This window comes from Azospirillum humicireducens (assembly GCF_001639105.2).
Taxonomy (GTDB): Bacteria; Pseudomonadota; Alphaproteobacteria; order Azospirillales; family Azospirillaceae; genus Azospirillum; species Azospirillum humicireducens.
Window position 1 is genome coordinate 23479 of record NZ_CP015285.1, and the last position, 12400, is coordinate 35878.

The following is a 12400-nucleotide window of genomic DNA, read 5'->3' on the forward strand; positions in this document are numbered from 1 at the left end:
GACCATTCGAGGGCAGAGCTGTTACCTTCGTTTTTGCTGCGACGCACAAAAGTCGAAGCCGAGGGGTACGGACCATGCTGCACATCAAAGATATCGAAGCCTTCGCCCGCATCAACGAGGCGCTGAACGAGGACCCCGGCACCGGGCAGGCCGATCATGCCGGCCACGATCCCGCCGGCCCGTCCCATCCCGCGCTGGTGATGGCGATGCTGGCGACCGGCCGCCTTCCGCTGTCGGCCGTTTCCAATTCCGCCGTGTCCAAACCGGCCGACCCGCTGTCGCCCTGGGCCAGGATGCTCCGCCGCTCCTGACCGTCACAACAGCGACAGCTGGTCCCCGGCGGCCGGCGGCGCCCGGAAGCGGCTGCAATCGAGCTGCCAGCTCCGGTCGCCCAGCCCATGCTTTCTGCAGGCCAGCTTGAAGCGGTGGCGCAGCAGTTCGGCGTAAGGACCGGTGCCCTTCATCCGCGTGCCGAAACCGGAGCGGTAGAGCGCGCCGTCGCGGCTCTGCCGCATCAGGCTCAGCACGCGGTCGGCGCGGTCGGGGACATGGGTGCGCAGCCATTCCTCGAACAGGGTGGCGATCTCCAGCGGCAGGCGCAGCAGGATATAGCTGGCGGCGGTGGCTCCGGCACCGGCCGCCGCCTCCAGGATCGACTCCAGTTCGTGGTCGTTCAGCGCCGGAATCATCGGGCTGGCGAGCACCGCGACCGGCACGTCGGCCTCCGCCAGGGTGCGGATGGCCTCCAGCCGGCGCGACGGGGTGCTGGCCCGCGGCTCCATCACGCGGGCGAGGTCGCGGTCCAGCGTGGTCACGGAAATCGCCACCGAGGCCAGCCCATCCGCGGCCATCGGCGCCAGGATGTCGAGGTCGCGCAGGACCAGCGCCGATTTGGTGATGATGCTGACCGGCTGGTTGAAGTCGCGGCAGACCTCCAGCACGCGCCGGGTGATGCCCTCCGTCCGCTCGATGGGCTGGTAGGCATCGGTGTTGGCACCCAGCGCCAGCGGCTGGCAGACATAGGATTTCGCCCGCAGCTCCTTCGCCAGCAGTTCCGCCGCGTTGCGCTTGGCGAACAGCTTCGTCTCGAAATCCAGCCCCGGCGACAGGTTCAGATAGGCATGGGTCGGCCGGGCGAAGCAGTAGATGCAGGCATGCTCGCAGCCCTGGTACGGATTCACCGACTGGTCGAAGGGGACGTCGGGCGACTGGTTGCGGGCGATGATCGACTTGGCCGAAGCGGGGGCGACGGTGGTGCGCAGCGGATCGGTCAGCGTCTCGTTCCCGCCGGACGCATAGCCGGTCCAGCCGTCGTCGGTCAGGACGCGGGTCTCGCGTTCGAAGCGGCCGGTGGCGTTGCTCACCGCACCCCGGCCCTTGATCGGCGGTCGCTTGATCTCATCCATGCCGGCAGTTTAGCGGCGCCCGATGGGAACGTAAAGCGAACAAAAGCCCAGCCGACACTTGGTTCGACGAACATACCCAGCAAACATAAAGATATCTTTATGCTTGCATGGTTCCGGAACCGCTGATACACCCATGGCCAATTACAGCGGCAGGACCGGGGATCCGGTGCGCCTGAAATTCCGCTGCCCGACCGTCACCGCCCACCAGGAGTCATCCCTCATGGCCGCCGAATTCACGGACTACAAGGTCAAGGACATCAGCCTCGCGAACTGGGGCCGCAAGGAGATCACCATCGCCGAGACCGAGATGCCGGGCCTGATGGCCCTGCGGTCCGAATTCGGTGATAGCAAGCCGCTGGCCGGCGCCCGCATCGTCGGCTGCCTGCACATGACCATCCAGACCGCCGTGCTGATCGAGACGCTGACCGCGCTCGGCGCCACCGTGCGCTGGTCCTCCTGCAACATCTTCTCGACCCAGGACCAGGCCGCCGCCGCCATCGCCGCAGCCGGCATCCCGGTCTTCGCCTGGAAGGGCGAGACGGAGGAGGAGTTCTGGTGGTGCATCGAGCAGACCCTGCGCGGCCCGGACGGCTGGACCCCGAACATGATCCTGGACGATGGCGGCGACGTCACCCAGATCATGCACGACAAGTATCCGGAGATGCTGGACGGCGTCCGCGGCCTGTCGGAAGAGACCACCACCGGCGTCCATCGTCTCTATGAGATGATGAAGAAGGGCACGCTGAAGGTTCCGGCCATCAACGTGAACGACAGCGTCACCAAGTCGAAGTTCGACAACCTCTATGGCTGCCGTGAGTCGCTGGTTGACGGCATCAAGCGCGCCACCGACGTGATGGTCGCCGGCAAGGTCGCCGTCGTCGCCGGCTATGGCGACGTGGGCAAGGGCTCGGCGGCCTCGCTGCGCTCGCAGGGTGCGCGCGTCCTGGTGACGGAGATCGACCCGATCAACGCGCTCCAGGCCGCGATGGAAGGCTATCAGGTCGTGACGATGGAGGATGCCGCTCCGCAGGGCGACATCTTCGTCACCGCCACCGGCAACGTCGACGTCATCACGATCGACCACATGCGCGCCATGAAGGACCGCGCCATCGTCTGCAACATCGGCCACTTCGACAGCGAGATCCAGATCGACGCCCTGCGCAATCTGGTCTGGGAAGAGGTCAAGCCGCAGGTCGACGAGGTGGTGTTCCCCGACGGCAAGCGCCTGATCGTGCTGGCCCAGGGCCGTCTGGTCAATCTGGGCTGCGCCACCGGCCACCCCAGCTTCGTGATGAGCGCCAGCTTCACCAACCAGGTGCTGGCCCAGATCGAGCTGTGGACCAACGCCGCCAACTACGAGAACAAGGTCTACGTCCTGCCCAAGCATCTGGACGAGAAGGTCGCCCGCCTGCATCTGGACAAGATCGGCGCCAAGCTGACCACCCTGACCGAGAAGCAGGCCGCCTACATCAGCGTGCCGACCGCCGGCCCGTACAAGCCGGACCACTACCGCTACTAAGCGGTTGCGGGGTTAAGTAAAGAAGGGCCGTCCTTGTGGGGCGGCCCTTTTTCTTTGGTACACGTAAATTGCCCTCTCCCGGGGCGGGAGAGGGAACATCCCGCTACCCGCGTTCACTTTTTCCCGCGAAGCTTGCCATCGCACCCGATGCACATCACCATGCAACTTCCCATCGGAGAGGGCGCCATGAGCCAAGTCGGCAAGATGGATGCATGTGCATCCAAGCGATGCGGAAACATAACCCCCAATGTGAAGGCTGTTGAGGTTCGGGGCGGATGTCGTCGGCACGAAGACGACCAGGAGCATTGGCGTAAGGTTGCGGCAGCCTGGAACTCATTCGACGAAAAGCACGGGTGCTTTGCCGACGAATGGAACCGGGAGTTCATGTCCGAAGACGCTCAAGGCCGCTAAATAGATGCCAGCCTGCACCTCGCAGGACTGCAAGCTTTCACTCCCGCCCCAGCCACTCCACCATCCCCTTGCCGGCCGCCACGCCCATGGCGAAGCAGCCCTGCAACAGATAGCCGCCGGTCGGCGCCTCCCAGTCCAGCATCTCGCCGGCCAGGAACAGGCCGGGGCGGCGGGTCAGCATCAGCCGGTCGTCCAACTCCGGCAGGCGGACACCGCCGGCCGAGGAGATCGCCCGTTCGATCGGGCGCACGCCGGTCAGCACCACCGCCAGCCCCTTGATCTGCCGGGCCAGCGCCACCGGGTCGGTCAGGTCCGCGGCGGGAGCGAACTCGCGCAGCAGGGCGGCGCGCGGTCCGGTCAGCGACAGCGATTTCTTCAGCAATGTGGAGAGCGACTCCGCACCGCGGCGGCGCAGGCGCTTGACCAGCTCGGCCTCCGCCATGTCCGGCAGCAGGTCCAGCGTCAGGGTCGCCCAGCCCTCCGCCGCGATGGCGTCGCGCAGCGGGGCGCTCAGCGCATAGACCGCGCCGCCCTCGATTCCGGTCCCGGTGATGACGAACTCGCCCTTCAGGCGGCGGCCGGCAGCGGACAAGCCGACGCTCTTCACCGGCTGGCCGGCGAAGCGGTCGCTCAGGTGATCGGACCAGGGCACCTCGAAGCCCATGTTGGACGGCACCAGCGGTGCCACCTCCACCCCCAGCCCCTCCAGCAGCGGAACCCAGCCGCCATCCGATCCCGTGCGCGGCCAGCTCGCCCCGCCCAGAGCCAGCAGGGTGGCGCGCGGGGAGACGGTGACGGACTCCCCGCCATGGTGGAACGCCAGCGCACCGGTCCCGTCCCAGCCGGTCCAGCGGTGGCGGCTGTGCAGGGTGACGCCCAGCCCGTCCAGCCGCCGCAGCCAGGCGCGGACCAGGGTGGATGCCTTCATCTGCACCGGGAAGACCCGGCCGCTGCTGCCGACGAAGGTCTGGATGCCCAGCCCGGCGGCCCAGCCGCGCAGGTCGTCGGGCGAGAAGCCGGCCAGAAGTCGGCGGAACAGCGGCTCCGCCGCGCCATAGCGGGGCAGGAAGCGGTCGAGCGGTTCCGAATGGGTCAGGTTCAGCCCGCCCCGCCCGGCCAGCAGCAGCTTGCGCGCCGGGGTGGGCGTGTGGTCGAACACGGCGACCCGCAGGCCGGCACCGGCTGCGATCTCCGCCGCCATCAGCCCGGCAGGGCCGGCGCCGACGATCGCCACGTCAGGGGTGGTATGGGGCACTTGGCAGGGCTTTCACAAATGGACGTGCCCCCGCCCTTCCCATGCTGCGCGGGGAGGGGAGGGGGCATTCTCGTCTCGACCCCGGTTTCCCGAAATCAGTCCTCGTAATCCTGATCCTGCGCCACTTCCTCGGCGAGGTCGGCGGCGAGATCGGCGAAATAGCCGGCATCGACGTCCAGGCCGTTCTCCTCGCAGATGCGCATGAAGATGCGGTAGGCGTGCAGGATGGCGACGTCGAGGACGACGAGGTCGCCTTCCTCGCTGTGGCGGTCGGTGATGTCCCGCTCCTGCAGGGTGGCGACGATGTCGTGCGCGGCGGCCTGCAGGACCGCGTCCATGGCTTGTTTGTGTTGGGTCGACATCGTTTGGATCCTTGTCCCGGTCGTGCTTCGCGCCCCCGCCCGGCCTGACCGGCGCCGCATGGCCGGCGGGGGTGGTCGAACCGTCGAAGGAAACGGGCGCGCCCCGGCTCACATGTGAAGGGGTTACGTTCGTCCGCGATAGTTCGGCCTCCCCCTTGTTGTAGAATCCTTTTTCAGGGGCGAACAAGCCCCTTCACGGAGGGCCGCGGTGTGACCTTCCGGGTAGCTCCGTACCGCTTTCCGGTGCAGCTTCTTCAGCGCTTGGCGGGGGCGAGCAGCGCCGCGCCGACATAGCCCAGCGCCTTGCCCTTGCGCCCGACCCTGTACCAGCCGCCGACGGCCTCCATCACCGTCACCCGCTCACCCGCATCCAGCACGTCCAGCACCTTGGCGTCGCAGACCGGGGCGACGCGCAGATTGCCGGCGGTGCGCAGCCGGGCGACGCTTCCCTGCGGCAGGCGGGCGGTCTGCGCCCGTTCCGATTGGATCCTGGGCAGGCCGCCGGGCAGAGCGCAGCCGCGGTCCTCCGGGGCAGCCTTGGCATAACGGCCGGGCTTGGCCGGGAGGGCAGGCTCGCCGCGGTCGGCCCCGGCCTCCGTCAGGTAGGCGCTGGTGACATAGCCCGGCGGCTTGCCGGCACGTCCCACCCGCTGCCAGCCATTCACCGGCGCGCCGAAGGCCTCCACACGGTCGCCCTTCTCCACGGTATCGAGGACCCGGCCCTTGGCGTCCGGCGTGGCGCGCAGATAGATGCCGGCGGTGGCGACCATCGTCCGCCGGGCGGCAGCGGGCTTTTCCGGCTCTCTCGGCGCCGGTTGTGCGGTTGGCCCGGGCTGCGGCTTCACCGGCGGCAAGGGTGGAAGCACAACGGGAGCTTGCCCCGCATCGCTACTCTTTGGATCGGTGTCCTGGGGATCGGCAGGCTTCGGTGTCGGCGTTCTCGCCGCGGGGGCGGCCGTCCGGACCGGGGTGGCGGCCGGGCCGGTCTGCGGGCCGACAGGCGACAGCGGGGCAGGCGCCACCGGCGGATGTTCCCAGACCACATCCGGGTTCGGCGGCGGCGAAACCGGCCGTGCCGGGGTCAGGCGGGGCAGGGCGACGATCGGGGCCAGGGGCGGGGTGAAGCGCTCGGTCGACGTCTCGGCCGGCATCTGGGCCAGCACACCGGTTGGTGCGGCGAGCAGCAGGACCAGCGCCGATGCCCGCCGGAGTCCTTTCGGAAACATGCCCCCCATCGGCCCTCACCCCTCAGTCAAGCGTGATGCGGGCGATCAGCGTCGGCAGGGTCTGGCAGCGCAGAAGTCCGTCCAGCGTCCGGTGTTCGGTCAGCCGCAGGGTGAGGGCGCAGCCGAAGGAGTTCACCGCCAATTCGGTTTGCGCCAGGGCGCCGACGATGCTGGACGGCCGCGCGATGCTGTAGCCGGGGGCGCCCAGCTTGCCCGCCAGCGCCCCGTTGACCGGGCTGAAGCCGTCGATCTCCAGGGTCATCGGTCCCAGGTTCTGAACCACCACCTCGGAACTCGGGTCCTCCTTGGTGGCATAGAGCTGGACCGGCACGGCGCGGCGGCGGGCGATCCAATCCTTCAGCGCCAGATTGGCGACCACCGGATCGCGGCTTTGCAGAGCCGCCTCCATCGCCGTCTGGCGCAATGCCGGGTCGTTGCCGCCCAGAGCGGCCTCGAAGGCGGCCAGCCGTGCCGCGCGGTCGTTGCCGGCCAGCTTGCCGCGGAGGTCGGCCAACTGGGCGATTCGTGCCTCGACGGCGCGGCGCTCGGTCTCGGCGCGGGCGGCTTCGGCCTTGGCGGCGGCGGTCTGCTGGGCCAGCCGCTCCTCTTCGCGCCGGCGGCGTTCTGTGTCATCGGCCAGCCTTTGGACGGCGTCGCGGTCCAGCTGTTCGCGCAGGCTCCTGGCTTCCGCCGTGCCCAGCACCACGGTGCGGCCTGGCAGTTCCGCGGCGGGCTTGCCGATGCCGTCGAGCAGGTCGGGGGTCTGCGGCGTCAGCGTCACCGTCCAGCCATCGGGGCCGCGGGTGGCGAGCGCGGTCGCGATCCAAGTCTTCGCCAGACCGGCATCGGCCGCCGGGCGCAGGAAGGTCACCGGTCCTTCGCGGCTGTCGACCAGATAGGTCGGGGCGCCCAGCACCAGCTTTGCCGTCACCCGCGCCGTCGCTTGCGGTTCCGGCGTTTGGGCGGACGCCTTGGACAGCGGCTCCACCATCAGCGATTCGATGCGCCAGGGCGCCGGCAGCATTGCCTCGATGCGGGTGCGGATGGCGGCTTCCGGACTCTGTTCGGCCGGGACGGTTTCCGCGGCACGGGCATATCCGGAAGGCAGGGCGAGGGCCGCTCCCCCGGCCAACAGGGCAGCGATGGCGCAGGCCGCGACGCAGCCCGTGAATCGTCCATTTCCCGGTCGCTTCATCGCCGATCCTTCCACCGCCCGGTCCGTCCGTCAGGCCGTTCCGCCCAATCGGTGTCCGCCCGATTCCCGCAGGAATGATTCGGCACTGGTATAGCGAAGGTTTGAGCCAAGGGAAGCGGCTTTTCCCGGCAACCTGTCGATCTGTGGTTGGAAGCGATACCCGCCTGCGCCCGATTGTCGCGTCGAACCGCAGCCGTGGGTCGAAATTGACTTGGATGGCACACGCCGCTTGCAATATCGTCACACAAATGGATGTATTGCCCCGAACCACGCGGGCGGAACGCGCAACGGATGAGGAACGGGAATTCCCATGGCGGGCACGGGCGGGGGTAAGGAAGGGCCGGGATTGCTCTGCCGCAACGTGAAGGTGAGCGGGCGTCGAACAAGCCTCAGGATGGAGCCGTACATCTGGGACTCGCTGAAGGAAATCTGCGAGCGTGAGCGGCTGAGCTTGAACGAGATTTGCAGCCGGATCGACGAACGGCGCGGGGAGGCGAACCTGACCGCCTCCATCCGCGTGTTCATCGTCAGCTATTTCCGCACCGCCATCGGCAACCGCGGCTTCTCGGAAGACGGTCCGTCGCCCCTTCTGCGCAAGGCGATGGACGACGCCGTTCCGATGGACTGACGGGGCCGACGCCCGGACAACGGACGCTCACCAGCGCAGGCTGGGCATCGCATAGGTCGGCATGTGGCCGGAGGCATCGGCCAATGCCCGCAGGTTGACCGGGTCGACCGCCTCGCCCCAGGCCGCTCCGCCCAACTCCTCCTGGTGGATGCCGGCGGTGACCAGCGACACGTCGATTCCGGCGGCGTTGGCGCCGGCGACATCGGTGCGCAGGCTGTCGCCCACGCCCAGGATGCGGCTCTTGTCCGCGATGCCCAGCAGCCTGAAGCAGCGCTCATAGACAGGGGCATAGGGCTTGCCGTGCTGGCGCACGTCGCCGCCCATCTCCTCGTAGCGGGCGGCCAGCGTGCCGGCGCAGATCACCAGCATCGGCCCGACCATCACCACGAGATCCGGGTTGGCGCAGATCATCGGCAGGCCGGCGGCAAGGCAGGCGTCCAGTTGCGGCTGATAGTCCGCCACCGTCTCGCCGAAGGTCACGATGCCGGTGTTCACGACGAAGTCGGCTTCGTCCGGGGTTGCCGCAACCTGATAGCCGAGCCCGTCATAGACATCGGTGTCGCGGTCCGGTCCGATATGGTAGAGCCGCCGGCCCAGCGCCGCATGCCAGGGATCGTCGCGGTCGCGCAGCGCCTCGTAGGTCGCCTCGCCCGAGGTCATGACATGGTTGTAGCGGTCGCGCCCCAGCCCCATTCCGTCCAGCTTCTCGATCACGCCGGTGGTGCGGCGCGGGGCGTTGGACAGAAGGCACACGGTTTTGCCGGCGGCACGCATGCGGTCCAGGCAGTCGGGCACGCCGGGATAGGGCCTCTCGCCGTCATGCAGAACGCCCCACAGGTCCAGGATGAACCCGTCGTAACGGTCGATAACCTCGGCGATGCCGGAAATCTGTCGGATGTCGGCCATGGTATCCGGTCGGTTGATGGTGGGTTGAAAGTCGGATTGCGTCAACAGGCTGGTCTTAACCAAGTTGCAGCAACTCCGCATAGACCGCCAATGTCTCTGCGCACATGCGGTCCTTGGTGTAGCGGTCCGCCACGAAGTCAATGGCGCGGGCGCCGATGGCGTCGCGCTGTTCCGGGGTCAGCGACAGCGCCTCGTCCAGGGCACGGGCCAGCGCGTCCGGATCGTCCGGCGGGACCACCCAGGCTGTTTCGCCGGGGACGACGGTCTCCTGATAGGCACCGATGGCCGAGACGATCACCGGCTTGCCCATCGCCTGCGCTTCCACGATCACCCGCCCGAAGGCTTCCGGTTCCCGCGAGGCGGAGACGACCACCGTCGACAACAGGTAGGCCGCGGCCATGTCGCTGCAATGGTCGGTCATCCGCACCACGCCGCGCAGGCCGTTGGCGGCGATGCGGTTCTCCAGTTCCTCCCGGTAGCCGGTGCGGCCCTGGTCCGAGCCGACCAGCAGGGCCAGCACGTCCTTGCGTCCCAGCTTCGCCAGCGCGTCGATCAGCACGATCTGGCCCTTCCAGCGGGTCAGCCGGCCGGGCAGCAGGATCACCGGCCGGTCGTCCGGCAGGTTCCATTGCTTGGCGAGCGTCACCAGCCGCGTCGGGCTCACCCGGTCGGGGGCGAAGACGCTGCGGTCGATGCCGCGATGGATGACGCGCACCCGCGCCGGATCGACCGGGTAGTTGCCCAGCACATGGTCGCGGATGAAGCCGGAGATGGCGACCACCCGCTCGCCCCGTGCCATCACCGAGTTGTACCAGCGCTTCAGCCGGCCGCCGACCGGTCCGCTGCCGAAATTGTAGGGGGCGTGGAAGGTGGTCATGTAGCGCGCACCGGTCTCGCGGCAGGCCAGCCACGCGCTCCAGGCCGGGGCGCGGGAGCGGGCATGGACGATGTCCACCTTGTGCTCGCGGATGATGGCGGCCAGCCGGCGGGCGTTGCGGCGGATGGTCAGCGGGTTCTTGGAGGCCAGCGGCAGGGTCAGGTGGGTGATGCGGGCGCGGTCCAGTTCGCGCACCATCGGCCCGCCTTCCGACGCCACCAGCGGTGTGCCGCCGGCCGCCTGCAGGGCCAGCGCCATGTCGATGCAGCCGCGCTCCGCCCCGCCGGTGACCAGCGTCGGCACCACCTGCAGCACCGTCGGCGCCCGGCCGTCCGGCCAGCGGGGGAGTCGGGTGTCCTGATGGGCGTCCGCGTTGCGCGGGGACTGGTCGGTGGTAAGGTGGGGGTCGAAATCCATGATGCCGGCTGCTCGCAAGGGGCGGCCCGGAACCGGCCGCAGGCCCCGGCATGCCGGCGTCCGTCGAACCGGTGTCCGACCGCATGCCGGTATCCGTTGCCGAAGGTGACCGTATGACCGAAACCGCAGCCCAACCGGGCGGCGCGCACCATAGCCTAACGCGCGGTGCGGCGACCATAGCCTATCACCACACCCCTGCCGGCCCGTCCGGGCAGGGCAAGCCCGGAGTGATGTTCCTGGGCGGCTTCATGTCCGACATGACCGGCGGCAAGGCGACCACGCTGGAGGCTTGGGCGGTGGAGCGCGGCCTGTCCTTCACCCGTTTCGACTATCAGGGCCATGGCGCCTCCAGCGGCCGGTTTGCCGACGGCACCATCGGCCTGTGGGCCGACGACGCGCTGGCGGTGCTGGACCGGGTGACGACGGGGCCGCAGATCCTGGTCGGCTCCTCCATGGGCGGCTGGATGATGCTGCTGGCGGCAACGCGCCGGCCGGAGCGGGTGGCCGGCTTGGTCGGCATCGCCCCGGCCCCCGATTTCACCGAAGACCTGATGTGGGACATCTTCGATGCCGGCGTCCGCCGCCAGATCATGGAGGAGGGCGTGTGGAACCGCCCGTCTGAGTATGGCCCGGAACCCCAGCCGATCACCCGCGCCCTGATCGAGGACGGCCGCAACCACCTGCTTCTGCGCGGCCCCATCGCCTTCACAGGTCCCGTGCGCCTGCTGCACGGCCAGCGCGATCCCGACGTCCCTTGGCAGTTCAGCCTGCGCATCGCCGAGGCGCTGACCGGCGACGATGTCCGTGTCACCCTGGTGAAGGACGGCGATCATCGCCTGTCCCGTCCCCAGGATCTGGACCTGCTATGCCGCACGGTCGGTGCTCTGGTGGATGAAATCGGGGTGGATTGAGGCGTTGGGAAAAAAGTGTCGCCCGCGTGAAACGGAGGCTTGCATCGCCGTGAACCTCTGGCTATAACGCGGGCCTCTACGGAGGGGTGGCCGAGCGGTTGAAGGCGCACGCCTGGAAAGTGTGTATACGTCAAAAGCGTATCGAGGGTTCGAATCCCTCTCCCTCCGCCACGAATTCAGGCTGAAGCGTCGATTTGAGAAAATCCGCTTCAGCCTTTTTCTTTTTCCGGTCAGGCGATGATCTCATACCCTCTTGATCCTGACCTGTCAGGATCAAGAGCTTCGGCGGCATGGGCCGCCGCCGCGCCAGTCGGCGCGGATACCAGCGGTCATCATCAATGACCGCTGGTATCACAGCGGGTTTCCGCCGCTGCGTTGGCGGGCCGGTTCGACATGCAGACCGCTTGGATCGTTCGGCGCAGCCACTGGTGGGCGGGTTGGGCGTCCAGGCGGCGGTGCCAGCGCAGGCAGGTGGCGATTCGCGGAGACGGAAACGGCAGGTCGCTCACCGCCAAGCCTGTCCGGCCGCACATCGCCAAGGCCATCCGCCGCCGCATCACGATGAAGAAATCCTGCCGCTCCAGAACCGCTTCGCACCCCAACAGCGGTACGGAATGACGGACCTCGCGCCGGGCGCCGCGCTCCTTCAGCCAGCGGTCCACGAACTCCGTATCGTCGCCGGCCGATGACAGATGAAGGTGTGGCAGAGCCGTCAACGCCTCCGGCGTCAGCGGTGCGGCAGCCTCCCGCCTCCGGTGCAGCACGGCGAAATCGTCGGTGAACAGCTCCTCCGAGGCGAAGCGCTCCAGCGGGGCGCGGGCCTTGCCGATGAACAGGTCCAGGTCGGCCTCGTCGATCATGCGGTCGATGTCCAGCGTGCCGCTGGGCCGCAGGTCGAGCCGCAGCAGCGGAGCGGCGGCGGACACCGCGGCCAGAATCGGCGCGGAGAGCGACACCGCGCTCGCATTGTCGAGGGCGACGGTGAAACGCTGCGTCGCGGTGGCCGGGTCGAACGGACCCGATTGCAGCCCCAGCTCAAGGTAGCTCAGCGCCTGCCGTACCGGACCGGCAAGCTGTTCCGCACGGGGCGTCGGCAGCATTCCGCGCGCCGACCGGACGAACAGGTCGTCCTTCAAGGCATGGCGAAGCCGGGCGAGCGCGTGGCTGGCTGCCGGCTGGCTCATGCCCAGCCGCTCGGCCGCGCGCAGGATGTTGCCCTCCCGATAGATGCTGTCGAACACGCGCAGCAGGTTCAGGTCGATCGTCGCGATATTCGGGTGATCCATG

Annotated in this window: 12 protein-coding genes and 1 tRNA gene; 5 read left to right on the top strand and 8 right to left on the bottom strand. The window is 68.5% G+C overall.

Translation table 11 applies throughout. The features are described 5' to 3' along the window. The first annotated feature begins 74 nt into the window (after window positions 1-74). Window positions 75-311, top strand: a complete 237-nt coding sequence (locus A6A40_RS00090; protein ID WP_063633434.1) for a hypothetical protein — start codon at window positions 75-77, stop codon at window positions 309-311. A gap of 3 nt (window positions 312-314) precedes the next feature. Here A6A40_RS00090 and A6A40_RS00095 read toward each other — a convergent pair whose 3' ends face one another. Then, window positions 315-1406: a PA0069 family radical SAM protein gene (locus A6A40_RS00095; RefSeq protein ID WP_063633436.1), complete on the bottom strand. Its 1092-nt coding sequence runs from the start codon at window positions 1404-1406 to the stop codon at window positions 315-317. Between the two features lie 220 nt (window positions 1407-1626). Here A6A40_RS00095 and ahcY point away from each other — a divergent pair, with 220 nt between their 5' ends. Next, entirely contained in the window at window positions 1627-2925 is a 1299-nt protein-coding gene (ahcY, locus tag A6A40_RS00100) for an adenosylhomocysteinase (protein ID WP_063636037.1), read from the top strand. Window positions 2926-3373: 448 nt separating this feature from the next. Here the strand turns inward: ahcY and A6A40_RS00110 are convergent, their stop codons facing one another. The 4 genes from A6A40_RS00110 to A6A40_RS00125 form a co-directional block, all read right to left on the bottom strand. Then, the gene (locus tag A6A40_RS00110; RefSeq protein ID WP_063636038.1) at window positions 3374-4537 is read right to left on the bottom strand and encodes a TIGR03862 family flavoprotein; all 1164 of its coding nucleotides are present in this window, start codon (window positions 4535-4537) and stop codon (window positions 3374-3376) included. A 149-nt stretch (window positions 4538-4686) separates the two neighbouring features. Beyond that, on the bottom strand, window positions 4687-4953 hold the full coding sequence (locus A6A40_RS00115; RefSeq protein WP_063633438.1) for a hypothetical protein: 267 nt from the start codon (window positions 4951-4953) through the stop codon (window positions 4687-4689). A gap of 254 nt (window positions 4954-5207) precedes the next feature. Further along, window positions 5208-6179 (bottom strand): SH3 domain-containing protein, encoded by a 972-nt coding sequence (locus A6A40_RS00120; RefSeq protein WP_236783689.1) that lies wholly within the window; start codon window positions 6177-6179, stop codon window positions 5208-5210. Window positions 6180-6201: 22 nt separating this feature from the next. Next, window positions 6202-7374, bottom strand: a complete 1173-nt coding sequence (locus A6A40_RS00125; protein WP_063633444.1) for a hypothetical protein — start codon at window positions 7372-7374, stop codon at window positions 6202-6204. Between the two features lie 394 nt (window positions 7375-7768). Between A6A40_RS00125 and A6A40_RS00130 the strand changes: the two genes are divergently transcribed. Beyond that, on the top strand, window positions 7769-8002 hold the full coding sequence (locus tag A6A40_RS00130; RefSeq protein WP_063633447.1) for a ribbon-helix-helix domain-containing protein: 234 nt from the start codon (window positions 7769-7771) through the stop codon (window positions 8000-8002). Between the two features lie 27 nt (window positions 8003-8029). On the opposite strand, the gene A6A40_RS00135 is transcribed toward A6A40_RS00130, so the two are convergent. Together A6A40_RS00135 and A6A40_RS00140 are read right to left on the bottom strand one after the other, a co-directional pair. Then, window positions 8030-8908, bottom strand: a complete 879-nt coding sequence (locus A6A40_RS00135) for a TIGR01459 family HAD-type hydrolase (protein ID WP_082860668.1) — start codon at window positions 8906-8908, stop codon at window positions 8030-8032. Between the two features lie 55 nt (window positions 8909-8963). Beyond that, entirely contained in the window at window positions 8964-10202 is a 1239-nt protein-coding gene (locus tag A6A40_RS00140; RefSeq protein ID WP_063633449.1) for a glycosyltransferase family 4 protein, read from the bottom strand. Between the two features lie 113 nt (window positions 10203-10315). On the opposite strand from A6A40_RS00140, the gene A6A40_RS00145 reads away from it, so the two are divergent. Continuing rightward, the gene (locus A6A40_RS00145; protein ID WP_063636040.1) at window positions 10316-11113 is read left to right on the top strand and encodes an alpha/beta hydrolase; all 798 of its coding nucleotides are present in this window, start codon (window positions 10316-10318) and stop codon (window positions 11111-11113) included. 80 nt (window positions 11114-11193) lie between these two features. Continuing rightward, window positions 11194-11284 (top strand) — tRNA-Ser (locus tag A6A40_RS00150). Window positions 11285-11448: 164 nt separating this feature from the next. Here A6A40_RS00150 and A6A40_RS00155 read toward each other — a convergent pair. Next, window positions 11449-12399: a LysR family transcriptional regulator gene (locus A6A40_RS00155; protein ID WP_063633451.1), complete on the bottom strand. Its 951-nt coding sequence runs from the start codon at window positions 12397-12399 to the stop codon at window positions 11449-11451. Window position 12400: the final 1 nt, after the last annotated feature.

Coding starts and splice junctions, on each gene's coding strand:
- A6A40_RS00090 (WP_063633434.1), top strand. CDS start 75: ATGCTGCACATCAAAGATATCGAAGCCTTCGCCCGCATCAACGAGGCG.
- A6A40_RS00095 (WP_063633436.1), bottom strand. CDS start 1,406: ATGGATGAGATCAAGCGACCGCCGATCAAGGGCCGGGGTGCGGTGAGC.
- ahcY (WP_063636037.1), top strand. CDS start 1,627: ATGGCCGCCGAATTCACGGACTACAAGGTCAAGGACATCAGCCTCGCG.
- A6A40_RS00110 (WP_063636038.1), bottom strand. CDS start 4,537: ATGGCGGCGGAGATCGCAGCCGGTGCCGGCCTGCGGGTCGCCGTGTTC.
- A6A40_RS00115 (WP_063633438.1), bottom strand. CDS start 4,953: ATGTCGACCCAACACAAACAAGCCATGGACGCGGTCCTGCAGGCCGCC.
- A6A40_RS00120 (WP_236783689.1), bottom strand. CDS start 6,179: ATGTTTCCGAAAGGACTCCGGCGGGCATCGGCGCTGGTCCTGCTGCTC.
- A6A40_RS00125 (WP_063633444.1), bottom strand. CDS start 7,374: ATGAAGCGACCGGGAAATGGACGATTCACGGGCTGCGTCGCGGCCTGC.
- A6A40_RS00130 (WP_063633447.1), top strand. CDS start 7,769: ATGGAGCCGTACATCTGGGACTCGCTGAAGGAAATCTGCGAGCGTGAG.
- A6A40_RS00135 (WP_082860668.1), bottom strand. CDS start 8,908: ATGGCCGACATCCGACAGATTTCCGGCATCGCCGAGGTTATCGACCGT.
- A6A40_RS00140 (WP_063633449.1), bottom strand. CDS start 10,202: ATGGATTTCGACCCCCACCTTACCACCGACCAGTCCCCGCGCAACGCG.
- A6A40_RS00145 (WP_063636040.1), top strand. CDS start 10,316: ATGACCGAAACCGCAGCCCAACCGGGCGGCGCGCACCATAGCCTAACG.
- A6A40_RS00155 (WP_063633451.1), bottom strand. CDS start 12,399: ATGGATCACCCGAATATCGCGACGATCGACCTGAACCTGCTGCGCGTG.